The organism is Lawsonibacter hominis (genome assembly GCF_014287895.1).
GTDB lineage: Bacteria > Bacillota > Clostridia > Oscillospirales > Oscillospiraceae > Lawsonibacter_A > Lawsonibacter_A hominis.
Genome location: NZ_JACOPP010000004.1, coordinates 157,672 through 182,736 on the forward strand (window position 1 = coordinate 157,672; position 25,065 = coordinate 182,736).

At 60.9% G+C, this 25,065-nt stretch carries 19 protein-coding genes, 2 tRNA genes, 1 pseudogene and 1 riboswitch; of the genes and pseudogenes, 14 read left to right on the forward strand and 8 right to left on the reverse strand.

The genetic code is table 11. The features are described from left to right. Window positions 1–93 precede the first annotated feature (93 nt). Together H8S57_RS04795 and H8S57_RS04800 are read right to left on the reverse strand one after the other, a co-directional pair. Window positions 94–2,556, reverse strand: a complete 2,463-nt coding sequence (locus tag H8S57_RS04795) for a helix-turn-helix transcriptional regulator (RefSeq protein WP_186906940.1) — start codon at window positions 2,554–2,556, stop codon at window positions 94–96. A gap of 200 nt (window positions 2,557–2,756) precedes the next feature. Continuing rightward, window positions 2,757–3,470, reverse strand: coding sequence for a TetR/AcrR family transcriptional regulator (locus H8S57_RS04800; RefSeq protein ID WP_256175092.1), 714 nt, complete (start codon window positions 3,468–3,470; stop codon window positions 2,757–2,759). 1,153 nt (window positions 3,471–4,623) lie between these two features. Then, a riboswitch (cobalamin riboswitch) is annotated at window positions 4,624–4,810 on the forward strand. A 185-nt stretch (window positions 4,811–4,995) separates the two neighbouring features. On the opposite strand from H8S57_RS04800, the gene H8S57_RS04805 reads away from it, so the two are divergent. From H8S57_RS04805 to H8S57_RS04835, 7 genes are all read left to right on the forward strand, one after another. Continuing rightward, window positions 4,996–6,000 carry an ABC transporter substrate-binding protein gene (locus tag H8S57_RS04805; protein ID WP_186906941.1) on the forward strand — a complete coding sequence of 335 codons (1,005 nt, stop codon included), beginning with the start codon at window positions 4,996–4,998 and terminating at the stop codon, window positions 5,998–6,000. A gap of 11 nt (window positions 6,001–6,011) precedes the next feature. Continuing rightward, window positions 6,012–7,034, forward strand: coding sequence for a FecCD family ABC transporter permease (locus tag H8S57_RS04810; protein ID WP_186906942.1), 1,023 nt, complete (start codon window positions 6,012–6,014; stop codon window positions 7,032–7,034). Between the two features lie 2 nt (window positions 7,035–7,036). Continuing rightward, on the forward strand, window positions 7,037–7,834 hold the full coding sequence (locus H8S57_RS04815; RefSeq protein ID WP_186906943.1) for an ABC transporter ATP-binding protein: 798 nt from the start codon (window positions 7,037–7,039) through the stop codon (window positions 7,832–7,834). Between the two features lies 1 nt (window position 7,835). Then, a complete protein-coding gene (locus tag H8S57_RS04820; protein WP_186906944.1) occupies window positions 7,836–8,618 on the forward strand; it encodes a nucleotide-binding protein in 783 nt (260 codons plus the stop codon). Then, window positions 8,605–9,870 (forward strand): nitrogenase component 1, encoded by a 1,266-nt coding sequence (locus H8S57_RS04825; RefSeq protein WP_186906945.1) that lies wholly within the window; start codon window positions 8,605–8,607, stop codon window positions 9,868–9,870. The genes H8S57_RS04820 and H8S57_RS04825 overlap by 14 nt, the downstream gene beginning before the upstream one ends. Beyond that, window positions 9,867–11,015 (forward strand): nitrogenase component 1, encoded by a 1,149-nt coding sequence (locus tag H8S57_RS04830; protein ID WP_186906946.1) that lies wholly within the window; start codon window positions 9,867–9,869, stop codon window positions 11,013–11,015. Before H8S57_RS04825 ends, H8S57_RS04830 begins: the two co-directional genes overlap by 4 nt. Window positions 11,016–11,394: 379 nt before the next feature. Then, entirely contained in the window at window positions 11,395–11,955 is a 561-nt protein-coding gene (locus tag H8S57_RS04835) for a hypothetical protein (protein WP_186906947.1), read from the forward strand. Window positions 11,956–12,520: 565 nt separating this feature from the next. Here the strand turns inward: H8S57_RS04835 and H8S57_RS04840 are convergent. After that, window positions 12,521–14,086, reverse strand: coding sequence for a sigma-54 interaction domain-containing protein (locus H8S57_RS04840; protein WP_186906948.1), 1,566 nt, complete (start codon window positions 14,084–14,086; stop codon window positions 12,521–12,523). Window positions 14,087–14,391: 305 nt separating this feature from the next. Here H8S57_RS04840 and H8S57_RS04845 point away from each other — a divergent pair, with 305 nt between their 5' ends. Next, entirely contained in the window at window positions 14,392–14,721 is a 330-nt protein-coding gene (locus H8S57_RS04845; RefSeq protein ID WP_186906949.1) for a cyclase family protein, read from the forward strand. Between the two features lie 155 nt (window positions 14,722–14,876). Here H8S57_RS04845 and H8S57_RS04850 read toward each other — a convergent pair. Both H8S57_RS04850 and H8S57_RS04855 read right to left on the reverse strand, forming a co-directional pair. Beyond that, a tRNA-Met gene (locus tag H8S57_RS04850) sits at window positions 14,877–14,953 on the reverse strand. Between the two features lie 3 nt (window positions 14,954–14,956). Beyond that, window positions 14,957–15,043: transfer RNA gene (locus H8S57_RS04855), tRNA-Leu, on the reverse strand. 212 nt (window positions 15,044–15,255) lie between these two features. Here H8S57_RS04855 and H8S57_RS04860 point away from each other — a divergent pair. Beyond that, window positions 15,256–16,185: a DDE-type integrase/transposase/recombinase gene (locus H8S57_RS04860; protein WP_243204688.1), complete on the forward strand. Its 930-nt coding sequence runs from the start codon at window positions 15,256–15,258 to the stop codon at window positions 16,183–16,185. A 154-nt stretch (window positions 16,186–16,339) separates the two neighbouring features. Here the strand turns inward: H8S57_RS04860 and H8S57_RS04865 are convergent, their stop codons facing one another. After that, window positions 16,340–18,010, reverse strand: a complete 1,671-nt coding sequence (locus H8S57_RS04865) for a Na+/H+ antiporter NhaC family protein (RefSeq protein ID WP_186906950.1) — start codon at window positions 18,008–18,010, stop codon at window positions 16,340–16,342. A 139-nt stretch (window positions 18,011–18,149) separates the two neighbouring features. Then, window positions 18,150–18,674: a transcription repressor NadR gene (locus H8S57_RS04870; protein WP_186906951.1), complete on the reverse strand. Its 525-nt coding sequence runs from the start codon at window positions 18,672–18,674 to the stop codon at window positions 18,150–18,152. 138 nt (window positions 18,675–18,812) lie between these two features. Here H8S57_RS04870 and H8S57_RS04875 point away from each other — a divergent pair, with 138 nt between their 5' ends. Genes H8S57_RS04875 through H8S57_RS04885 form a run of 3 tightly spaced genes read left to right on the forward strand, consistent with a single transcriptional unit; the run spans window position 18,813 to window position 21,659 of the window. Continuing rightward, entirely contained in the window at window positions 18,813–19,493 is a 681-nt protein-coding gene (locus H8S57_RS04875; protein ID WP_243204689.1) for a helix-turn-helix transcriptional regulator, read from the forward strand. After that, window positions 19,493–20,899, forward strand: a complete 1,407-nt coding sequence (locus H8S57_RS04880; RefSeq protein ID WP_186906952.1) for a Sapep family Mn(2+)-dependent dipeptidase — start codon at window positions 19,493–19,495, stop codon at window positions 20,897–20,899. The genes H8S57_RS04875 and H8S57_RS04880 overlap by 1 nt, the downstream gene beginning before the upstream one ends. A 58-nt stretch (window positions 20,900–20,957) precedes the next feature. Beyond that, window positions 20,958–21,659, forward strand: coding sequence for a hypothetical protein (locus tag H8S57_RS04885; protein WP_186906953.1), 702 nt, complete (start codon window positions 20,958–20,960; stop codon window positions 21,657–21,659). A 117-nt stretch (window positions 21,660–21,776) separates the two neighbouring features. Here the strand turns inward: H8S57_RS04885 and pyrG are convergent, their stop codons facing one another. Next, window positions 21,777–23,387: a CTP synthase gene (gene pyrG, locus H8S57_RS04890; RefSeq protein ID WP_186906954.1), complete on the reverse strand. Its 1,611-nt coding sequence runs from the start codon at window positions 23,385–23,387 to the stop codon at window positions 21,777–21,779. 234 nt (window positions 23,388–23,621) lie between these two features. Between pyrG and H8S57_RS04895 the strand changes: the two genes are divergently transcribed. Next, a complete protein-coding gene (locus tag H8S57_RS04895; protein ID WP_186906955.1) occupies window positions 23,622–24,077 on the forward strand; it encodes a helix-turn-helix domain-containing protein in 456 nt (151 codons plus the stop codon). 15 nt (window positions 24,078–24,092) lie between these two features. Further along, window positions 24,093–24,935 (forward strand): annotated as a pseudogene (gene proC / locus H8S57_RS04900) (pyrroline-5-carboxylate reductase); the annotation flags it as partial. Window positions 24,936–25,065: the final 130 nt, after the last annotated feature.

The window sequence follows — 25,065 nt, forward strand, 5'->3', positions numbered from 1 at the left end:
TATAACACGCGGGAGCGTATCCTATCTCTGCAAGTATAGGACACGCTCCCGGTTTTTGCATCCCCCGTTCGGGGGATTTATCCAATTTTTCGGTTATTTTAAAAGCTCCACCAGACGGCTGCGCCGATCGATGTTCAGCTTTTGAAAAATGGTCTTGAGATGGGCCTTCACCGTCTCCTCCGAGATATGCAGCTGCCCGGCGATCTCCCGGTTGCGCATCCCACGGGCCGCCAGCCGGGCCACGTCCAGCTCCCGTCCGCTCAGGCCGGAAATCCCCTCCTGCGCCTGCTCCAGCATCGCGAAGATCCGGCTCTCCTCGGCCTTGGTATAATGGATGTCCATCTTCCGGATCTCCCGGATGGCCTCCCCATGCCGGGCAGCGATGGACGGGAGCAGGAACAGAACGGAAAGATACTTCCGAAAGCTGGCCAGGAAGGTGAAGTTCCGGTCCCGCTCGGCCAGGGTAAGCGCATAATCCAGATGCTCGGCCGCCTTTTTGGGCTTCCCGATGGCCAGGTAGCACAGGGCCAGCCCCACATGCATAAAGTTTCGGGTCGCCACGGAGATCATCTTCGGCTCCAGCGCCAGGGATGCCTCCACCCCCGCGATGGCCCGCTTGTATTCCTTGTTCAGGATCAGGTCGGTAATGCGGGTGGTCTTTACGATAAAGTTGGTAAAGGTCAAATCGCCCAGCCGGTCCGCCTCGCCCTGGGTCCACTTGGCGGAGCGGTCGGTCTCCATCATCAGCGCCAACAGGTAGCCGCGCACCGTCTCCACCATACAGCGGTTGATGGCCGTGCCCTGCAAAAACGGGTAGCCCTGCGCCTTTTCCTCCAGATACTCGACGGCCTTTTGCAACGTGAGCATGTCCGTTTGGTAGATGGCGTTGATGCCCAGCAGCAGGGCCGCGCCGTAAGTGACGCTGGCGTTTTGCCCCTGCTCGGACAAAAGCGCCGCCCGGTGGGCGAAGATCTCCGCCTCGTCGTAACGTCCCTGTACGCACAGGGCTTCCCCCCGGTACAGCTCCGCCGCGCCCGCGCCGTGATTTCCGGTAATGCGGTTGTACACCGCCATCATATGCTCCAGCCGGTCGGCGATCTCCATCATCTCGCCCGGCTTGCTGTAAAATAAGTACCACATGGAGGTACAGCCGAACAGGAAGGGCTCCCGGCAGGTAAACACCCGGGAGACGCCCTGGAGCAGCCCCTCCGCCTGCCGGTAATGCGCCTCCATCCGCGCCACATCGGGGAAATCGCCGAACGCCGCCACCATGTGCCACTCCCCCAGCAGCGCCTTCTCTCCCCGCGCCTCGATGCGGCGGCGGGATCGCTCCAGCATCGTTTCAAACGCCGCAAAATCCGCCCCCGCAAACAAGGCGTAGCACAGGCGCAGCACCGAGATGGGATATCGCTCCTGCGCCGGTTCCGGGCATTCCCGCAGCACCGTACGGGCCGCTTCCGTATACGATACGCCGCAGATAGGTTCCATCAGCAATCCCGTCAGCTCGCAGGACAAAACCCCCTCATAATCCTGCACGGCGTAAAACGCGCTTACCGCCTCCCTGGTCTGGCCGTGGTCACGATACCACCTTCCCGCCGCCTGATAACAATCCCGGCGAAACGGCTCATCCGTCTGCTCCAGCTGCCGGCGCAGAAAGGCCAGCAGGATCTCATGGGGAAAATACTGCCGCCGCTGGGGAAAATAGGTCAGCAGCGGCACGCTCTCCCAAAAATTATAAGTCAGCGTCTGCCTCCGGTCCGCCGGGATGGCGAGCACCTGCTCGATCTGCTCCATGCTCAGCCGCTCAAACAGGCACAGGCGCAGCATGGTCTCGCGCCGCTCGCCGGACGCCTTCTTCCAGAACAATTCATAGATCAGCGTATCCGTATCGCAGACGGCAGTCACGTCGTTTCCGCTTTTCAGGTTCTGCAGGTAGAGGGCGACCGCTACCGCCCATCCCTCGGTCTTGGCATGGATCGCCTGCGCCTGACCCTCGGAGATCGTCAGTCCCAGTTCCGCCGCAAAGTCCCGGACGTCCCCCACTCCCAGCAGCAGGTCCCGGGCCGCAACGCGGCCGATGGTATGGGCCTCCCCCAGCAGGACGCGGAGCCGACCGAAGCTTTGGGAAATAAAAATCACATGCAGGTTTCGGTCCCGCAGCTCCGCCAGGGAGCTGAAAATCTGCGGCTGCCAGTTGCCCAGCACGAACTGGAAGTTGTCGATCACCAGATACAGCGGCTGCGCCGCGCGCAGCTCCGCAAAGAGTTCCGCCGCCCGGTTGGCGTTGCTGCGGTTGAGAAACCCCAACGCCTGCAGTCCCTCCGCCGCGGTCCGGTCCACACGCTCCAGCTGCCGGCACAGCCATCGGAAGCTGCCGTCCTGCGCGCTCTCGATGGCCGTATACCAGCATACCTGCCCCTGGTCCATCCCCTCCAGTGCCGAACGGATCGCCGTCGTCTTCCCATAGCCCGCCGGCGCCTCCACGATGGTCAGCGGCACGTCGGAAATATGAGAGAGCTTTTCCCGCAGCGCTTTGGAAAAATACCGTGGTTCCATACACTCACCTGCTCATTTCTGCAAACGCCGGACGCTTCCACCCCGTGTTTTGTCCGGGCGTCGTCATCTGTCTTCCTTACGTTCGTCAACCCTTCGATGCCGCTCTTGGTCTGAAAGCGCGTAAAGTGTACGCCTACAACCAAAACCGCGACAAGCACAACGGGGGTTACCGGGGGAAGCAAGACCCGTTTGATAATCTTTCATACCCTACCTCCCTGTTCCGCTTTCACATCGTCCAGGGAAAATTCAAAGTGCATGGCCAGCATTCGGAACAGCTCCTGCATGACTTGCTCGGAAATCTTACGGATGTCCAGCCCCGCAATGAATTCCAGCACCTTTTGCTGCTCATCCCCCGGCACGCTGTAGGCGCTCATGCTCATCACGAGGAAGCGCCTGAGCTTTCGTTCCAATGGGAAGTACATGTCGCACCTGCGTGCCATATAGCCCCGCATAATACCCGCCGATCCGATCTCCAATTCATAAAAATCGCTCTCAGTATAGCCCGGCAGGCGGGAGCCAAAAATGCTCGCCAGCTCCAATGCGGTGTGCTGATGGATATACTCCACCGCTTCGCTCTGGGTGTACGCCTCCAGATAAATATCCCTGAGGTTCTCGTTCAGTTCTGTCAGCGTCAACTGGATGGCAGTCTCCACCGCATAGACGTAAACGGGCGGGATGCGCTCCCCGACAATCTTTCTTGCCGCGCCAAACTGATTCCCGAACATGAATTCTATCAGTTCGATGAGTACGCCGTCCTTGGCACGGAAAATGTTCTGGAAGGTGCTGACCGACACATCGGCATCCCTTACAATTTCTGCCACCGTAGTGCGGTTGTAACCCTTTTCCAGGAACAGGCGGACGCAGGCGGTCAGAATTCTTTTCTTTGCGGCGAGGCTTGCGCTTGTAATCGCCACACCAATTACTCCTTTCATTTTAAGTTGGTCTACATACCATATATAGCTTACAATTAAAGCAATTGCAAGCGGTTTTAAAAATTTCTCCGGCAAATTGTAGGTTTTTGCAGAATTTGCAACTCCATTAACAGGGTACTATAATTGAGGCGCCCTCAGACAACCACAGAAAACGTCCTCACCATCTGTCGGTATCGGCAAACAGCTTTTCAAATCAGGATTGTGCTTTCACGAGTGCAAAGACATACTCTCATCTTGTTCGAACGGGTCATTTTTCGTGTTATCTGCACTTGAGTCGTATGCGTGATCTGAGAGATTGCTTTCGACCCAGGAGGGATGGGAATCGAGTTTATAGCGGATACGCTTGTCTAACGGTTCTTTGTAACGGCATCTCCCGCTTTTCGGCTCTGAGATCGCCACTATCGCCAAATACGACCGCTTCTCCTTCCGTCAGCAACCGGAAAGACATCGTGGCGTCTGGAACATTTGCAGCCGTTCCCTTGATTGCGTGGACGATCCGGCTGTCTTTTTCTGCATTGGCATGCCTTTCAGGGGCTGTTGACAAAGTCTGTTTTCAAAAATACGGCCTTGCAAAAAGTTCATCAAATAGCATATATTTTACAGTAAATAACAACAAACAAGCAAGAAAAACCTATTTGCTTTTTCGATAAGGGACTTTGTCAACAGCCCCTTTTCATTACGCAAATTCCATGTGTTCCCTTATTTCCGGATGGAACCTTAGCGCGCGCTGCCCGGCCTGCCTTGGGGCCGTGGGCGGCGCGGCAATGATGGTTTCGACAGCGTCGTGCATCCGGCTCAACTCGCAAGGCAGTTTTCCCCGCACCGCAGCACGGCCGGACCATAGATATTCATTTCCCCAACGCCTTTTGCGTCCGCACCATTGACAATTCGCCGTTCCGGCTGGACAGGCCCGTTTGTTCCTTTATGCCCCTATTTTACGGCGCACAGCCGCTTTCCCGTGTGGTATTGCCTGCGCTTATCAAATCTTTTAAAAATTGCGATAACAAAAACGGCATGGACCCGGACGCCGGCCCCGTTCCGCAGCCTATGCCGCCCCGCCCCCTTACGGAATCAAACGATAATGTGTTTTCGCCTCTTGCTATTTTCGCAAAAATCGCGTATACTGACCTTACAATTCAATCAAAACTATCCAAGTGCCGCTCCGCGCAGGAGCGGGTAATAGGGAATCGGGTGCAAATCCCGAACGATCCGGTCACTGTGAACGGGGAGTCTGCCGCACAACGCCATTGTCCATCAGGATGAGAAGGCGCGGCCGATGCCGATCCGCAAGTCAGGAAACCTGCTTGGATGGAACGATGAGGTATCTTCCGCAGAGAGCAGCTCATCTGAAACAGCGCCGGGACCGGTGTGCCAACAGGGCCGCCGCGTCCGCTTGCCGCCGTACTCAGGGCCCCGCTTTCCAAGAAGCTTGGAAAGCGGGGCCTTTTGTTGCAGAGAGGCGTTCTTTTTGCGGTGATATGATTTTAAACCGGAAGGAGACCCCTTTATGAAACGTGCGAAATCCCTCTTGTGCCTGCTCCTGCTCCTGCTGCTGACCGTGTCTGCCTGTGCCGCACCCAGCGGGGGCGCTTCCTCCGCCCGTACCCCCGCCCCTTCCCCCAGCGCCGGACCCGCGGCGGAGCCCACCCCAGAGCCGCCGGTGTCTGAGACCTATACCTTTACCGACGGCCGCAGCAAGGAGGTCACCGTCGACCGCAATCCGCAGCGGGTAGTCTGCACCTATGGCTCCTACTGCCCTTTGTGGTACGAGTGCGGCGGGACTCTGGTCTACCGCAAGGATATCTATTCCTCCTATTCTCCTCTGCCCGCGGAACTGGAGGCGGTCCCCATCCTGGCCGACGGCGAGACCATCAGCGCCGAGGTGGTGCTGGAGGCCGAGCCCGACCTGGTCATCATGAACAACAGCAAGAGCGATCTGGAGATGGCCGAACTGCTGGAGGCCGCCGGAGTCCCCTGCCTGGTCTACGGCTATAAGACCTTCGAGCAGTATCTGGACCTGGTCAAGATCTTCACCGAGCTGACCGTGCGCCCCGACCTGTACGAGACCTATGCCACCGACGTAAAAGCCCGCGTGGACGCCGTGCGGGAAACGGTGGCGGGCCACTCGGCGGAGGCGGTGCTCATTATGCCCTCTACCAGCGGTCCCAGCTTCACCAGCGCGGACACCATGTGCGGCAGCATGCTGTTGGATCTGAACTGTAAGCTGCTGTCCTACCCCGACGGCGACGTTACCCGGGAGAAGTATGAGTTCAGCATGGAGAAGCTGCTGGAGCTGGACCCCCAGTATATCCTTACCGCCGGCGGCGGGGACGATCAGCAGGCCGCCGCCCGGCGAGTCCTTGAGCTGCCCGGCTTCACCGACCTGACCGCCTACAAGGAGGGCCGCTACCGCCACCTGGACGTGAGCATGTACATGTACAAGCCCAACGGCCGTTATGCCGATGCCTATGAGCAGCTGGCCGCCTTCCTCTATCCCGAGCTCTTCGCGTAAGCGGCGCGCCCATGGAACGCACACACGCGCGCCCGGAGCGGCCCTGCGGCCTGACCCGCCGGAGGCGGCTTGCCAAACTGCTGCTGCTGGCCGTGCTGCTGGCCGCGGTCTTCCTGGCCGGAACGATGTTCGGCGCGGTGGACGTAAGCGCCCCGGACATCCTGCGGATCCTTCTGTTCGGACAGGACAGCGGCGTCTATACCACCATCATCCGGGAGGTGCGTTTTCCCCGGAACCTCCTGGCCTGCATGGTGGGGGCGTGCCTGGCCCTGTCCGGCGCGATCATGCAGGGCATGATGCGCAACCCCATGGCCTCGCCCAGTATTCTGGGCGTCACCAGCGGCGCGTCGGTCACCACCTACATCATGTATCTCTTTTTCCCCGCCGCCTCGTCCCTGATCCCGCTCGGGGCGTTCTGCGGAGCCCTGGCGACCACGTTTCTCATCTTCGTGTTCGCCTGGAAGGGCGGGCTGAATCCGGTACGCTTTATTCTCTCCGGCGTGGCCCTCTCCGCCATCCTTTCGGCGGTAAACAACATCCTCACCATCCGCTTTCCCGACGCGCTGCAGGGGATGGCCGGCTTCATGGTGGGCGGCCTGTCCGCCCGGAGCTGGCCCCATGTGCGGATGATCCTTCCCTACTTTCTGGCGGGCCTGGCGCTGGCCCTGCTGTATGCCGGCAAGCTCAACGTGCTTCTGCTGGGGGACGAGCTGGCGGTCGGCCTGGGCGTCAACGTGGACCGCACCCGGATCGCCCTGATCGCGGTCTCCTCCCTGCTGGCGGCTTCCGCTGTGTCGGTGGCCGGGATGATCAGCTTTGTGGGCCTGTGCGTGCCCCATATCATGCGGATGTTCATCGGCTCGGATTACCGTTATCTCATCCCGGCCTCCGCCCTAGGCGGGGCCGTCACCCTGACCTTCTGCGATATGGTGGGCCGGGTGGTGCTGCGCCCTTCGGAGATCCCCGTGGGGATCATCCTGGCCCTGCTGGGGGCCCCCTTCTTCCTGTGGATGCTGCGGGAGCGGGAGGTGTAGCCATGCAGCCATATCTGATGCACGCCCAGGACCTGCGGGTGGAACTGGGCCATACTCTGATCGTCCGGGACGTGACCCTGGGCATACGGGATCGGGAGATCCTGACCATCATCGGCCCCAACGGCTCGGGCAAGAGCACCCTGGTCCGCGGCATGTGCCGTCTGCTGAAGCCCTCCGGCGGCCGGGTACTGCTGGAAGGCCGGGATCTGCAGGAACTGAAGCGCACCCAGATCGCCCGGCGCATCGCCGTCCTGCCCCAGAAAAAGAGCATCCCGGCCGACATTACCGTGGAGCGGCTGGTCCAGTACGGCCGGGTTCCCTACGCCCGCTTCGGCGGACGGCTGACCCGGGAAGACAACGCCGTGGTGGACCGGATGCTGGCCCTGACCGGGACGGAACGCTTCCGCTTCCGCAGCGTGGCCACCCTCTCCGGCGGCGAGGCCCAGATGGCCTGGATCGCCATGGCCCTGGCCCAGCAGCCCGACATCCTCTTTTTAGACGAACCCACCACGTTTCTGGACATCTCTTATCAGCTGGCTGTGCTGTCGCTGGTCCGACAGCTTCAGGCCGAAGCGCGCATCAGCGTCGTCATGGTGCTCCACGACCTGAACCAGGCCGCCCTGAATTCCGACCGTCTGGCCATCCTTCAGGCGGGGCGTCTGAAGGCCGTTGGGACGCCGGAGGAGCTTTGCCGGCCGGAGATGTTCCGGGATATCTTCCGGGTAGAGACGGAGCGGGTGTCCTTCGACCGGGGCAAGAACTACTATATTCCCCTCAAAATGACACCGGAGGAGCGATGAAATGTTAAAGGTCGCCGTTTATGGAAAGGGCGGGATCGGCAAATCCACCACTGTTTCCAATCTGGCCGCCGCCCTGGCCGGGCGTGGCCTGCGGGTGATGCAGGTGGGCTGCGATCCCAAGGCCGATTCCACCCGTACGCTCATGGGCGGGCGCCGCATCCCCACCATTCTGGACGCCCTGCGCTCCGGCGCCGCTCCCGCGCTGGAGGACATCGTCTTTCCCGGGGAGGGCGGCGTGCTGTGCGCTGAGGCCGGAGGGCCCGCCCCCGGCCGCGGCTGTGCCGGGAAGGGCATCGTCACCGCCTTTGAGCAGTTGGCCGCCCTGCGGGCCTATGAGATCTGCCGGCCCGACGTGGTTTTGTACGATGTGCTGGGCGACGTGGTCTGCGGGGGCTTTGCCATGCCCCTGCGGGGCGGCTATGCCGACGTGGTGCTGGTGGTGACCAGCGGGGAGCTCATGTCCTTATATGCCGCTGGAAACATCTGCTCTGCGGTGCGGGAGTTTTCGCAATACTCCGGCCTGATCCTGGGCGGTCTGGTGATCAACGAGCGGAATATCCCGCATGAGGCGGAGCGCATCCGGGCCTTCGCAGAGGAAAACCAGCTCCCCATCGTGGCCCGCATCCCCCGGTGCGGTCTGGTGCAGGAGGCGGAGGAGGCCGGAAGCACCGTTGTGGCCCGCTTTCCGGACAGCGGACAGGCGCTTGTTTATCAGGCTCTTGCAGACCGGCTGATCGGGGCCTGGGGCGGCGGGATCGGAGGGCGGACGGATGCGCCTGCGTGAGTATACCGCCGCCAGGGCGGTCCCGCGGTACAGCTGCGCCATCTCGCCGGGGAAGCATTGCCCCCTCTTCGGCGCGGGTGCGGTCCTGCGGGGGATCGGCGGCATTACGCTTTTGTACCTGGGGACCCAGGACTGTGTCTATTACGCCCAGAAGGCCGCCCTGGAGCACCGGCTTTCCGCCCCGAGCGGGGCGGAAAGCTCCCGGGTGCTGGCGCTCCAGCTGTCCGATGCGGATCTGATCTTCGGCATCCGGCCCCAGCTGGAGCAGCTCCTGGAGCGCGAAGCCCGGCGCGCGGGGACCCGGGGCGTATTTCTGGTGACCTCCTGCAGCGTGGAGCTTCTGTCTGAAGACCTGCAAAGCGTAGTGGACGCCGTCGGCAGGCGCACCGGCAAGACGCTTGCGCTCATCCCCACGGAGCATTTCAGAACCTTCAGCTATTTCGAGGGGATGGAGGCCGCCCTGTCCGCCCTGGTCCGAGGGCTGAAGCCCAGGCCGCCGCAGGCAAGGGCCTTTGCCGTCCTGGGCGTGCGCCATCGGGGCGCAGAGCGGGCCGAGCCGGTACGCTTCCTGCAGGAGCGCGGCTACACCCTCCAGAGCATCCTTCCCTATGAGGCCAGCCTGGATCAGATCGAAGCGCTGCCCGGCGTCTCCTTTACGCTGGTTCTGGACGGGACGGGACTGGGAGTCGCCCGGTCCCTCCAGTCGGAGTTCGGTATTCCCTTCGTCCGTTTCGACCAAAAGCTGGACCTGGAGCGGATCACGGAAGCTTGGCGCCAGCTGGCCCGGCTGACCGGCGAACCTCTGGCATCCTGGATCGGCGCCCAGCGCCGGGAGGCCGCCGCCCGGTCGGAGGCGCTGCGTCCCCTGGTGGGCGGCAAGACCTTTTTTTACAGCCAGGTCATCCTCTATCCTTTTGAGACCTGCCTGTTCCTGTCCCGCCTGGGGATGATCCCCACCTGCATTTTTCTGGGCAGCGTGCTGGACCACACGGACGAGTCCCGTCTGGCGCTGGCCGGGCAGGCCGATCCGCTGCTGCTGCAAAACGCCAGTTCGGACGCCGTGGAGGCCATGCTGGCCGAACAGACGCCGGATTACTTCATCGGCGCCGCAGGCCAGGCGATCCGGCGCTATCCTGTGCGCCACGTAAACTTCCGCACCATCCCGGTGGAGGCCGGCTTTTCCTTCTACCGCAGCTGCCTGTCTCAGCTTGGGGACGCCGCCGGGGCCGCAGGAGAGGAGTACGCGCGATGAACGTGTTTGAGACCCTGCCTCCCATATCGCCCCGGATGGGCTTTCTGCGGACCGTATCCGGCTGGCTGGACGCCGCCCTGGTGGAGTTCGGCCCGGAAGGGACTATGCACTACGCCCAGTCCGCTCTCCAGGGCGGGGCGGAAAACCTCTTTACCTCCGGCATGGAGGAACGTCAGGTCATTTTCGGGGACACCCGGCCGCTGGAAGACGCGCTCCGGGCGGTAGATGCGGCCCGTGCCCCCGGTCTGCTTTTTCTTACCTCTTCTCCGGTCAGCGAGATCATCGGCGCTGATCTGGAACAAGTCCGCCGCCAGCTGCAGCCCGGTCTTCGGGCCCGCTTGTCCGTGTGGGACCGGGTGCCGGTGCAGGGCACGGAGCAGGACGGGCAGCGCAGCGCCTATGCCGCAGGGGCCGATTACCTGCGCACCCTGCCGCCCAAAGCGGACCGCGGCGCGGCCGGCGGCGTCGTGGTGCTGGGGCTGGACCAGACCGATTGGAACGGCCGTTCCGATCTGAACGAACTGCGCCGCATGTTCGCGGACTATTTCGGCCTGGCCTGCCGCAACGACCCGCAGGGCCGCTACCGCCTGGAGGAACTTCGATCCGCCCGGCTGCTGCTGGCCGCTTCTCCCGCTGCGCTGCCGTTGGCGGAAGCCGCGCAGGCGCTGTGGGGCGTTCCCGTTTGCCGGGGGCTTCCTTACGGGGTACGGGGCAGCGCCCGGCTGGTGGAATCCGTATCCCGCCTTTTGGAACAGGCGCCCTCCCCGGCCTGGTCAGCCGACCGCCGGGAGGCGGAGCAGGCCGTGCGGGAATTCCAATTTGCCCTCCGCCCCTGGCCAAAACGGGAGCTCCGGCTCTGTGTGCGGCCGGAACGCGCAGCTTGTTTGGCTTCCTTTCTTTCCGGCGAACTGAAGCTTTCCGTCTCGACGCCGCCGGAGCACGCGTTTCTGACGCAGCCTCCAGCCGGGGCGGTCCTGCTGGGCAGCGGCATTTTGTGCCGCCTGTATCCGCAGCACCCTTCCCTGTGCCTGGATACGCCCGTCCTTCACCAGCAATTGTTCAGCACCCATCTTCCGTTCGCAGGGATCCGGGGTACGGCGAATCTGCTGTCCGCCCTATACCCCCTCCTGACGGAGGATGTCTGATCGCGGACACTCGCCGCGTCTGTCTGCGCTTCGTGAGTCCCACGAAGTGACTCATTTCCATTCTGGCCGGCAGGACCTCCGGAGCGCGTCGTCCGCGCGTTCCGGAGGTCCTGCCCGTTTCTGCCGTTCAACCGGGCCAAACGGGTCCGCATCCGTTTAATACGCTTTCCCAGAAGCGGGCCCCCGATGAACGCATCCCGTGCAGGATGCAGAAGAAGGCTCATACCCCCGCCGAAACGCCTTTTCCATTCCGATGCCGAACAAATGGAACGGTTGACCCCATAAGGAAGCTGGTCACCTAACAAAAAATCCATATTGATTCTCTCCGCATGGTAGAATGGAGTTCCTACACGGCGCCTGCCAAGGGAGGGCGATCACTATGGACTGCCAAGATTCGATCACAGAAGGCGCAGAACGCAGGAAGGGACAGCATCTTGGACGTGAAGAAAGAGGAGCCATCCAGCATCGCAAGCGTCAGGTCCGGGCCGGCAATCTTGATTTGGCTGTGACGGAGCTGCCGGAGGCGGTAAAGCAAACGCGACACAAAACGTTGAAGCCCCGCGTGGACAAAAAGAACTACGGCAGCAGCATCTCTGTGCAGTCTGTAATTGCAGCGCTTCGCATCAGGGAAGACCACGGGGAAGGCGATAGCGTGGTGGACAGGAAGTCTGGCAAGAAGGCCGTTAGCCTCTCTCTGTTGGAGAAGAAAACGGAAAGCTACGTCGCCCTCCATCTTCTCGGCAAGAACCTGGATTCCGTGCTGAACGCCACGCAGCTGCGCAAAGAGGCGTTTGGGGAAACGTTCTCACAGGTCTTTAAGAGCATTACCGGGGACAACGGCCCGGAGTTCTCCGGTTTTGCCCAGGTTGAAAACTGGGGCAGCCAGGTCTCCTCCGCCCCCCTCCCCCTCTTGGGAACGTCCTCAGAATGCGCGCCATAACGGCCTGCTTCGGACTTTCGTCCCAAAAGGCGTATCCATAGAATCATTCTACCCTGCGTACATTCTGTCTGCTGCTGATGAGCTGAACGGGAGGCCCCGCAAGAAGCGGGGCTGCCGTCCCCGGAAGAACGGTTTGAACGGTTCCTCGCCTCTGTTTACGCAGCCGCGTAACCGTCTGTTGGCGTTTTACAGGTCGCGCCGCGCTTCCATACGGGCCTTTGGCCGGAGCGTATTCCATTGGCACCGGGGAAGGCATGCCGCTGTTCCAGCCCGGCAAAACCAAACAGGCCCGCAAACCTGTCCCTGACGCGCCAAAAGAAGGTACCGTCTCTGAAATCCTGAGACGGTACCTTCTTTGGTTGCGGGGGAAGGATTTGAGCCTTCGGCCTCCGCGTGATTGTGCGCCAAATTTGAACGGGAGCCCGCCTGGCCGTAAATCTGAGCAGGCCTGGATGGTCGTCTTGCCCCCCTTTGGTACGCTGACCTGGCGCATATCATAAGAGGGTTTGATATAGTGTCCTTTGGGTCTGTACGTTTTAGGGGCATCTGCAATCCCGTACTCCGTTTACAGCCCTCGCCGCTTCTGACGGCCATACTCTATTTGATACTGTTTGATTTTCCGGCAGACCGTAGACGCATGCAGATTCAGCTTCTTCCCTGCTTCCTGCAGTGTGGAAGAACCGCGCAAGGCGTATTCTAACAGCTGTTTTTCATAGGCGCATACAGCGGCATTGAAGTCAATTTCTTCTTCCAGGCCCGGGACGGCAGGTACCATGGGCTTACGCGGCTCTTCGGCCAGGAGCACCCCTTTGTCAAGATTCAAAAGCCCCGCCAGCATCTCGTCTCCCACTTGTCCGATCCCGGAGCTGCATAGAACTAAGTATTCGATCAGATTCTCCAGTTCCCGGATATTGCCCGGCCATGAGTATTCCTTCATATAGTCCAACTGACGCTGCGTCAGGTGAAAACTTCGGCTGTATTTCCGGCTGAAGCGGTCGATAAAATGATCACAGAGGGCCTCCAAGTCCTGCTGCCGCTCCCGCAGGGGCGGTACACGGATCGGGATCACATTTAGGCGATAATACAGATCCTGGCGGAATCCCCCTTCCGCCACCTTCTTTTTGAGATCCGCATTGGTCAGCGCCAGGAAGCGGATGTTCAGCCGGATTGGCTTGGTGCCGCCAATCCGGGTGATCTCTTGGGATTGGATTGCGCGCAGGAGTTTCACCTGGAGATCCATCGACATATCGCCGATCTCATCCAGCATGAGCGTACCGTTGTTGGCATACTCGAACAGGCCGATCTTTCCCTTGGTATTGGCTCCGGTAAACGCGCCTTTCTCATAACCGAACAGCTCCGATTCCAACAAGTGAGCCGGAATGGAAGCACAGTTGATCTTTACATATGGTTTGTCGTTGCGCAGGCTCCTGCGGTAGATCTCATCTGCGATGACCTCTTTCCCCACGCCCGACTCCCCGGTAATCAGAATGGACGCATCTGTGGGGGCGACATGATCGATCAGGACACCAATCTGCTCCAGGGAGCCATAGCGCCCAACCATCCCCTCGGACAGCTCCTTGGCGGATTCCTTATTGATCGACTTCGGCTTTAGAGAATTCACCTCGTGGACAAACGTTTCAAAATCATCCTGAAGGGAACGCAGAGAGGGGATTGGGCGGCTGCACGCTACCACCTGCCGTAAGCTTCCGTCGGGACGAAACAGCGGCGTGCCCACGACGTATCCCATAAGGGGCTGCTCCGTCTTGTAAGTTGTAGAGAGACGAAACACCTGCTTTTTCCCCTCCAGCACGCTGCAGACCGCTCCTCCGGTAAACAGCTTGTCCGTCCCAATCAGCTGGTGGATATCTTTCCCCAGCACGTCCTCCTCTGTAATGCCGGTATTTTTAGTGTAGGCAAGATTAATATATAGAACGATCCCGTCGGCATCTGTAATCAGAAGGCTGTCGTCCAGGTGATCCGTCACTTCTTTAAAGTCGATCCCCCGGTCATGGAACACCGCCAAGGCTCGGTCGATTCCATTGAGCGCGGTCACAAGGTGCTGGTCCTGTACCGAGGCGATCAACTTCTGCAGTGCAATGCGTGTATCGCGGATTGCGACATATTGGTCCATATCATTTTCCTTTCCTGGAGAGGCTGGCGTTAAATTTTATTATATAGTATATCATAATTTCCGTTTTGCAACAAGAAAAGAAAAGCGCATTGCACATTTGCAATCTGCAACAAGGAATCCGATAAAAAATCGGCGTTTTTTGTCGCATACAGGGAAATAACGCTGTAACAGGGGCACGTTCCCACTACGGCCATTTTTCAGCGAACATTCCGGAAAGTTGGCATGACGCTTGCAGGCATTATATATAGTCCTCCCGCAAAGGTATATCGATCCTGTCAAATCAAAAAAGAAGGAGAAATTACATTATGGGAAAGCAAGTGCTCGTAGACCTGTCCCACCCCTTTGGCCGCGGTAATCCGCTGTGGCCGTCCAACGGCGATTTCCACATCGACCGGGTGCAGCATATGCCTATGCATTATCGGCTGCTCCAGACCTTTAACGACTTCCACATGCACAACTCGACCCATGCCGACTCCCCCTCCCACGTGATCCCGGAATCCCCGTACACCCATGAGCTCCCGCTGGAGAATTATTACGGGGAAGCGGTCTGTCTGGACATCCCCAAAAAGCACTGGGAGCTGATCACCGTAGCGGATATCGAGAATGCGGCGGCCAGAGTGGAGGGCGGCGGATAGTGGAGAAGGGCGGTAGCCCCAGCGTGGGCCGCCGTCCTTCTTTTCAAATCACGAGAGTGTTTCTGTGGCTTGCGCGCCAGATATGCGCCAAATCATGCTTTAAGCAGACAACAAAAGAAAATCCCTGGAACCGTTGCGGCTCCAGGGATATCTTCTGGTTGCGGGGGAAGGATTTGAACCTTCGACCTCCGGGTTATGAGCCCGACGAGCTACCAAACTGCTCTACCCCGCGATATGGTGCCGGAGACCGGGGTCGAACCGGCACGGGATCTCTCCCACGGGATTTTAAGTCCCGGGCGTCTGCCAATTCCGCCACTCCGGCATGGAGGGCCCTAGTCTCACTTGCTTTTTAGTGCTTGAATAGAATATCATATCTACCCCTCTTTGTCAAGAACTTTTTTGATGCTCCTGTTTGATACATGTAAGAGTACAATACATATTGGACAGATGAATAAAAAAGGATGAAGGAAATGGCCTCATCGGATAAAGTTGAGTTACCACACAACAACTTGATGAGAGGGGGTCATATCCTTCATGAGCAAGCGTATAACACAAGACATGGCGTATCGGCAATCCCTGATGAAATACGCGGAGAACTACGGGGTCAGCCGCGCCAGCCGGAAGTACAACAAGAGCCGGTCATACATCTACTTCTGGAAGACCCGCTGGGACGGGACGGTGCAGTCCCTGGCCTGCCCGTCCAGACGCCCGCACAGCCATCCCAATCAGCACACAGAGGCGGATCTGAAGCTGATCCGGGATATGCGCCGCAGAAACCCCAAGTTAGGTATGGTGGAACTGTGGCACCGCCTGCGGCAGCGGGGCTATACCCGCCGCCCGGAGAGCTTGTTCCGGGTCATGCGCAAGCTGGGACTGTTCCCGCAGGCCGAGAAGAAAAACGCATACAAACCCAAGCCTTACGAGCAGATGACCTATCCCGGCCAGCGGGTCCAGGTGGATGTGAAAGTAGTGCCCCGCAGGCGTATTGCAGACCAGGAGCTTCGCCTGTTCCAATATACGGCTATTGGCGAGTTCACCCGCCTGCGCTTCCCGGCTTCCTACCCCGAGCAAACGACTTACTCCTCCGCCGATTTCCTGAAAAAGTTGCGGAAGTGGTATGCCTGCCGAGGCATCCGGGTGGAGTGCGTCCAAACGGATAACGGTTTTGAGTTCACCAACCGCTTTCCCAACAGCAAGTGGGACCTTCCCACCCTGTTTGAAGCTGCCGCCGCTAAACCAGGCATCCGGCACAAACTCATCCGTCCTTATACACCCCGCCACAACGGTAAAGTGGAACGTAGACACCGGGAGGACCAGAAACGGTTCTATGCTTCTCACACTTTTTTTCCTTGGACGACTTTAAAAACCAGCTCGCCATCCACAACCGCCGCTCCAACAACTTCCCCATGGGGCCCCTTCACCGGCTTTCTCCCGCAGAGTCCACTGTCCAATATGTTTGACTAACCTACATTTTTTGATGCTCCTGTTTGATACAAACTCCATGCCAGTTCCCGGCCCCTGCGGCGGACAGGCAAAAACCGGGAGGTCTCAAATCAATGAGACCTCCCGGTAAGCAATTACCTATGGTGTTCTCTCAGAGACACCGCTTCGCGCCTGCTCAGCGGACAGAGTGTACCCGCATGGAGTGATTTACCTTGCCAATCACCAGCATGGTACCCACGGTGGTGGCGATAGCGATCACGAGGCATACGATCTGAGGCACATAGTCAATGATGAGACCGGTGATGACATAGTTGACGAAGGAGATACCGGCCACAGTCATAGCGTAGGGCAGCTGTGTATTCACGTGGTTGATGTGATAGCACTGTGCGCCGGAGGACGCCATAATGGTCGTATCAGAGATGGGCGAGCAGTGGTCGCCGCAGACCGCGCCGCCCAAGGTGGCGCCGATGCCGACCATCAGGATGGGCACATTGTTCAGCGCATCGACCGTCAGGTTGTCGAAGCCGCCGGGGGTGAAGATCTCCAGCACGATGGGCAGCAGGATGCCGAAGGTACCCCAGGAGGTGCCGGTGGCAAAGCCCAGGCCGCAGGCAATCAGGAAGACGATGGCAGGCAGCATATTGTGCAGACCAGGACCAATATTCTCCACAATGCCGGCCACGAACTCAGGAGCACCCAGGCCGTAGCGGGTCACGCCGCCGATGGTCCAGGCAAAGCACAGGATCAGAATGGCCGGGACCATCTGCTTAAAGCCCTCCGGCAGGCAGTCCATCAGTTCCGTGAACTTCATGGAACGGCGGATAATAAAGTAGATGAAGTTGATAATCAGCGCGATACCGGAGCCGAAGGGCAGGCCGAAGAACGCGTCGGTGTTGGCGAACATCTCCAGCAGAGTAGTGCCGCCGTTCAGATAGCCGGCGTAAATCAGGCCGCCCACGCAGCCGATGATCAGGATGATCACGGGGATGATCAGGTCGATCACCTTGCCGTTGGGGTTGAACTTCATCTCCTCCGCTCCGGCGAAGGGACGCTCGGCTGTGGTGTACAGGTCGCCCTTGGCGGCGTTGTCCTCGTGGGTCTTCATGGGACCGTAGTCCACATTCAGAGCGGTCATGACAATGATGAAGACCATGGTGAGGACTGCGTAGTAGTTATAGGGAATGGCCCGCAGGAAGATCTGGAAGCCCAGCTCCTCGTTGTTGATGACGCCGGTAACGGCGGCAGCCCAGGAGGAAACGGGCATCATGATGCAAACGGGCGCGGCTGTGGCGTCGCACATATAGGCCAGCTTGGCGCGGGAGATCTTGTGGCCGTCGGTCACGGGACGCATGACGTTGCCGGTGGTGAGGTTGTTGAAGTAGTCGTCCACGCCCAGCACGATGGCCAGGATAAACGTGGCCCACAGGGCGCCGGACTTGGTCTTGATGTGAGCGACGGCCCAGTCGCCGTAAGCCTTGGAGCCGCCGGCCCGGATCATCAGGGCCACCATGGTGCCCAGAATGACCAGGAAGATCAGGATACCGGCGTTGCCGCCGATATTGCCGCCCAGCTCCGTGATGAACAGGTTGAACGCGTTGACGGGATGGAAGTCAGCCTGAAGCAGGAAGCCCACGATGATGCCGATGAACAGGGACGAATAGACTTCCTTGGTGATCAGAGCCAGAGCGATTGCCACCACAGGCGGCAGCAGGGACCAGATGGTGCCATAGAAGCGGCTGACCGCTTCTCCGTCTCCTTCTGCAAAGGCGACGGTCATAAGTACAGATGCGAGCGCGAACAGAACGATCAGTAGCTTGCCAAATTTTCTCATGCGAGCTGAGTTCATTCATAGCCCTCCCTTAAAAATTGCGAATCCTAAAAGCCTCCCCAACCCAAGGATTCACGTATATGATACACCATCATTCACAATTTAGCAATACTTTTTCGGCAAATTTGCTATACACCGCTTACTTTAACTTGTTAAATTACCGCATCTTGAGCAAAAACCCCTGATTTTCCAAGGCTTTGATTACCCTTTGGTAAGTATCGCCGTCCGGACAGCGGATGGTGTGCAGGTGGATCCCGCCGGTCAGCCCGGACAACGGCTTTGCCTCGTGTTCCGCCACCCGGCGCAGAAATTCCGCCACGTCGTACCGGGAGCGCAGGCGCAGCACGCCGGTAAGCTGTCCGTAGACCGGGTGCTCCACGATCACGTCCACCACCTCGCCCCCGGCGTCCACGATGGCGGTAAGCTCCGCCCCCATCTGCTCCGGCGTGTGGACGCAGGCCACGCTGCCTGTGACCCCCGCCTCGCCCCGCCCGGCCAGATACCCCCGCGGCGTGGCGGAGATATCCGCTCCGCCAGCCCGCAGCAGGGCCACGTCTCCCACAATGATCTGACGGCTGACGGAAAAGCGGCGCGCCAGCGCGGCGGCGCTGACGGGTCCGTCCGCCGCCCGCAGGATCTCGTGCACCGCCCGGCGGCGTTCTCCCGCGCTGAGTGAGGCCATAAACGTCCCTCCAAACTGTACGATTTTTGGCTGCTGGGGCCAGTATAACATGTTTGAAGCGCCCACGCAAATCGCCTTGCTTTTTGGGCCTTATTCGCGTAAAATAGAGGGTAACCTCAGTGGACGGAGGACCCTGTATTGAGAAAGGACGTGGAGCGGATGGATCGGGACGAGGCCTTTGAATTTCTGGACCGCACGGCCCGGGGCATTGCAGAGATGTTCGGCTCCACCTGCGAGACGCTGGTCCACGACATGGGAGATCCGCGCCATCCCATTCTGTCCATCTACAATGGACATGTCTCCGGCCGGACGGTCGGCTCCACACTGGATATTCTGGGGACCGCACGGGAGCTGGATCAGGACGCTCTGGTCACCGACTTTGTCAATCTGTATGCCACAACCCCGTCCGGACAGCAGATTAAGAGCAGCACCTTCCATTTGATCGGGGCGGATTACAATCTGGCCCTGGGCATCAATTTCGATTACTCCTCCCTGGTTTACGCCAACCGCATCCTGGTGGACCTGATGAGCGCCGAGGCCGACCTGCAAAGCGCCATGTGGCACGGCGGCGAAGGGCAGCTGGACCAGGTGTTTGAGGAGTGCCTGGCGGCGGTGGGCAAGCCGGTGAACGCCCTGAACAAACGGGACCGGATGAAGATCATCGCTCTTCTGGATCAGAAAAACGCGTTTTCCTTCCGCAAATCGGTGCCCTTTGCGGCCAAGCGGCTCCAGGTATCCCGGTACACGGTGTACAAATACCTGGGCGAGCTTTCCGGGAGCGCCGGGGGACGGAACGAATCAAAAAAGGAGGAACCCTGATGGACCGCGCGCAGATCGAAGCCTATTTTGACGACCCCAAGCGTCAGGAGCAATTGGTTCAGGCCATCTCCCGCCTGGTGCGCATCCGCAGCGTACGGGAGGACGCACAGCCGGGCATGCCCTTCGGCCCCGGCCCCGCCGCCGCGCTGGCGGAAGCGCTCGCACTCTGCGGGGAGCTGGGCCTTTCCGCCCAAAACCACGAAAATTATGTGGGCACCGCCGACCTGAACGAAAAAGAGACCCGCCTGCACATCCTGGGCCATCTGGACGTGGTGGGCGAGGGCACCGGCTGGACCGTGACGGAGCCTTATACGCCCAAGCTGGTCGACGGCATGCTCTACGGCCGGGGCGCCGACGACGACAAAGGCCCTGTGGTATGCGCCCTCATGGCCATGCAGGCCGTGCGGGAGCTGGGGGTCGAGCTGAACTACAACGTACGCATGATCCTGGGCACGGATGAGGAGAGCGGCTCCGGGGACATCGCCTATTATTATGCCCGGGAGCCCTACGCCCCCTATACCTTCTCCCCCGATGCGGAATTCCCCGTGATCAACATTGAGAAGGGCAGCTATAAGCCCGCCTTTACCAAGACCTGGGCTCCGGAAACCGCCACCCCCAGGGTCACGGCGCTGCAGGGGGGCTTTCGCATCAACGTGCTGCCGCCCGAGGCGGAATGTGTGGTCACCGGCCTCTCCGCCGCGGCCGCCCGTCCCTATTGCGACCGCTCCGCCGCCGAGACGGGAGCGGTCTATGAGCTGAGCGAAGCGGGGGATGACCTGCGCATCCTCTGCCACGGCAAAGGCGCCCACGCCTCCCTGCCGGAGGAGGGCAACAACGCCATCACCGCGCTGCTGCATCTGCTGTGCGCCCTGCCGCTGGCCAAGGTGGGCAGCACCGCCGCGCTCCATGCCCTGAACGCGCTCTTCCCCCACGGGGACTGCGCGGGCCGCGCTCTGGGCATCGCCCAGTCCGACGCCGTCTCCGGCGCGCTGACGCTGGCCTTCTCCCTGCTGGAGGTCAACAAGCACGGCCTCTCCGGCCGTTTTGACAGCCGCTTCCCCCTGTGCGCCACGGAAGAGAACTGCAAGTTGGCCGCGGAGGCCGCCTTTGCCAAATTCGGCTTCACCGTGGAGGGCGGCATGGACGCCCCGCACCATACCGACGCCGATTCTCCCTTCGTGCAGACGCTGCTGCGCTGTTATGAGGCGTATACCGGGCGCACGGGCGAGTGCCTGGCCATCGGCGGCGGCACCTACGTCCATGATATCCCCGGCGGCGTGGCCTTCGGCTGCGGCATGCCCGGCTTCAACGGCAACATGCACGGTGCCGACGAGCACACCTGCATTCAGGATCTGCTCACCGCCTGCAAGATCTTCACGCAGGTCATCATTGACGTGTGCGCCTGAGCCGCCGCTCCGGGGCGGCTCAGACACAGAAAAGAGCAAAGAAAGGGAACGTGACCCCATGAGGCACATCTGCACGCGCGCCTGTGCCGCGGCCCTGGCGGCCGCCCTGGCCCTGTCCCTGGCGGCCTGCGGCGGCAGCGGCGTCAACACCGAGGTCGCCACGCAATACGTCCAGGGCATCCTGGACCGCAATTATCTCGGCCAGTATGACGCGGACTTTCTGGAACTGATCGACTGTTCGGAAAAGGAGGCCGAGGAGGACTATTTGGACGGCCTGGAGGTCGAGGCCAATTACTTTGCCGGCGTGTTCGGGATCGACTTTATGGAAGGCGACGTCCTGGACGAGGCCGTGGATCTGTACCGGCAGGTGTATGCCCGGTCCAGGTTCACGGTGGACCCCGCCGCCAAGATCGACGACGCCACTTATGGCGTGAAGGTCACGGTGGAGCCCATTGACGTATTTCATCTGGTCGCCGACGAGCTCACCTCCGACACGCCCGCCTCCTCCCTGGTGCAGGCGTTTGACGCCGCCTATTCAGATGTGGACGTAAACGCCATGACGGACGAGGAATACCAGGCCTACGACGCCGCCTGGGCCCGGATGATCATCGGCCTGACGCTGGAAAAGCTGCCGGAATCCGGCTATCTGGAAGCCGAGAGCAAGGTGGTCCAAGTAGTCCGGGACGAAGAGGATCTGTGGAGCATCCCCCAGTCCGACTATGACGATCTGGACGGGCGGATCATCGACTATAATTTCTGAGAAGCACAAGGCTGCCTTTCCCGCTGTTTCAGCTTATCGAACAAGCGGCAAAGCCACTTTTGGACCGTCTGAACCAGCGTGACCCGGCCCCGAATGGGGGCCGGGTCACGCTGGTTTTCATAGGGACGCTTCCCTGTACCGCTTGGCTGCACGGATGAATTCCCGGAACAGGGGGTGAGCCTTATTGGGACGGGATTTGAACTCCGGGTGGAACTGCACGCCCACAAACCAGGGGTGCTCCGGCAGCTCCACCACCTCTACCAGATGCCCGTCGGGCGACAGGCCTGCCAGCGTCAAGCCTTTGCTGGTAAGCACCGTACGGTAGTCGTTGTTGAACTCATAGCGGTGCCGGTGCCGCTCGCTGATCTCCTGGGCGCCGTAGGCCGCCGGGGCCCTGACCGCCTCCGGCGTGAAGCGGCAGGGGTAGGCCCCCAGGCGCATCGTACCGCCCTTGGCGGTCACGTCCCGCTGGTCGGGCATCAGGTCGATGACCGGGTGGGGCGTGTCGGCCAGTTCACTGGAATGGGCCCCCGCCAGGCCCGCCACGTTGCGTGCAAACTCCACTACCGCCATCTGCATCCCCAGGCAGATGCCGAAATAGGGCACCTGATGCTCCCTGGCGTATCGTACGGCGGAGATCATACCCTCCACCCCCCGGTCGCCAAAGCCGCCGGGAACCAGCACCCCGTCACATCCGGCCAGCACCTGGGCGGCATTTTCGTCGGTGACGCCCCCGGAGTCCACCCAGCGGACGGACACTTTCACATCGTTTTCGATCCCTCCGTGGGTCAGTGCCTCGGCCACCGACAGATAGGCGTCGTGCAGGGCGGTATACTTGCCCACCAGGGCGATCTCCAGCTGCTGCGTGGCGTTTTTGGCCCGCTCCACCATGGTTCGCCAGCCCTCCAGATCGGGCGCGGGGCAGTTCAGCCCCAGCCGCCGGCATACCACGTCGGCCAGGCCCTCTTCCTCCAGCATGAGAGGCACCTCGTACAGGATGGGCGCGGTCAGGTTGGGGATCACGTTCTCGGGGGGGATATTACAGAAGAGGGAGATCTTCTGGATGATGTCCCGAGGCACCGGATACTCGGAGCGGGCCATGATCACATCGGGCTGGATCCCCAGGGCCAGCAGCTCCTTCGCCGAATGCTGAGTGGGCTTGCTCTTGAGCTCTCCGGAGCCGGGGATGGCCACGATGAGGGAGACGTGAACGTACATCACGTTCTGGCGCCCCACCTCGGCCGCCACCTGACGGATGGCCTCCAGAAACGGCTGGGATTCGATATCGCCCACCGTGCCGCCGATCTCGGTGAGCACCACGTCCACCCCCTCGTTGCGTCCCACCCGGTAGATGCGTTCCTTGATCTCATTGGTGATATGGGGGATGACCTGGATGGTGCCGCCCAGGTAGGCGCCCTCCCGCTCCCGGTTCAGTACCGACCAGTAGACCTTTCCGGAGGTCACGGAGGAATACACCGTCAGATTCTCGTCGGTGAAGCGTTCATAGTGGCCCAGGTCCAGGTCGGTCTCCGCTCCGTCGTCGGTGACGAAAACCTCGCCGTGCTGGTAGGGGCTCATGGTGCCGGGGTCTACGTTGAGATAGGGGTCGAACTTCTGGAGGGCCACCTTCAGTCCCCTGGCCTTCAGCAGCCGCCCCAGGGACGCCGCCGTGATGCCCTTGCCCAGGCCGGAGACCACGCCCCCGGTGATAAAGATATACTTTGCCATTGTGTTTCCTCCCATGCAGCATGGGACGCCATTGCCCCGGGACGCCCTTGTCCCCGCCTTCTTCTCACAAAAAATCTGTTTCATTTTACTGCGCCGGGCCGGGCCCGTCAAGGGCTATCTGCAAGAAAACGCCTTCTCTCCTGCAACTTTTTTCGCAAGATTGAAACCCTGTTGTGATCAGGCTTTTTCTGTGCTATAATATTAAATTACCAACCCGATCAGGAGGTCGTCATCATGGTCACATTGGCCCAGAGGATTGAAGCGCTGCGTACGGAACGGGGCTTGAGCCGCCCGGCCCTGGCGGCGGAGCTCGGGCTGCCGAAAGGCGCCGTTGAAAAGTTTGAGACCGGCCGCCAGACCCCGTCCCGGGAGCAGCAGGAGAAGCTCGCGGGCTACTTTGGGGTCTCGCTGTTCTATCTCCGGGGCGAGAGCAACGACCGCACCCGGCAGGAAACCTGGATGGATGCCGCCTGGGACCAGGACGAACCGGCACGGCCTGCGCCCGCCCCCCGTCCCGCGCCGCCGCAGGCCCAGCCGTCCCAGCCCGGCGGCGGGATGCTGGACGCCCTGCTGGCCAGCAAGCAGACCCAGCAGCTGCTGCGCTCCATCGTGCTGGATACGCTTCGTTCTCCCGAGGGCCAGGCCCTGCTTGCCAACCTGATCCGCAAAGAACTGGCCGGCGGACGGTAAGCGGCCGCGCAGAAAGAAGGACGTTTGATGGAATATAAGCTTGGATTTATCGGTACGGGCAATATGGGCGGCGCGCTGGCCGTGGCCGCCGGCAAGTCCATGGACCCCCGCCGGATCGTCGTTGCCAACCGCACGCCGGAAAAGGCCCGGGCGCTGGCCGCTCAGGTGGGCTGCGCTGCGGCGGAGCACAACGAGGATGTGGCATCGCACGCCGAGTACATCGTCCTTGGCGTCAAGCCCAACGTCATGCGGGACGTGGTGCGGGGCCTCTCCCCCACGCTGGCGGCCTGCGTCCGGGCAGGCAAGCCCCGGGTGCTGGTCTCCATCGCCGCCGGGATCCCCGTGGCGGCCATCAAGGCCTGCCTGGAGGTGGATGTGCCCGTGATCCGGGTCATGCCCAACACGCCCGTCCTGGTGGGACAGGGCATGCTCCTGCTCGCCAGCAGCGCCCAGGACCCCGGCGAGGTCAGCGAGGAACGCTTTGCCGAATTCCAGCGCATGTTCGCCGCCGCGGGCGACTTTGAGCGCATTCCCGAGAGCGCCATGGATATTACCGGCGGCGTCAGCGGCTGCACGCCCGCTTATGTCTACCTGTTTATCGAGGCCCTGGCCGACGGCGCGGTGCAGACCGGCGTGCCCCGCGGGCTGGCCATGCGCCTGGCCGCCAAGGCGGTGCTGGGCAGTGCGGCGATGGTGCTGGAGACCGGGAAACACCCCGGCGCGCTGAAGGATGCGGTCTGTTCCCCCGGCGGCTCCACCATTATGGGCGTAGCCGTCCTGGAGCAGCACGGCTTCCGCGGCGCCGTGGCCCGGGCGGTGGTCCAGTCCACCGAAAAAAACTGCGCGCTGGGCAAATAGCGTTGAACCGGCAAGGAGCCTCCTTTGGGTCTGCCGAAACAGGCCCAAGGACCTGTTTCGGCAAACGGGTGCACGATGGGCAGGGTTCGGCTTCCTGCGAAAAGGCCGCCCGATGCGTCCTGAAATGGAC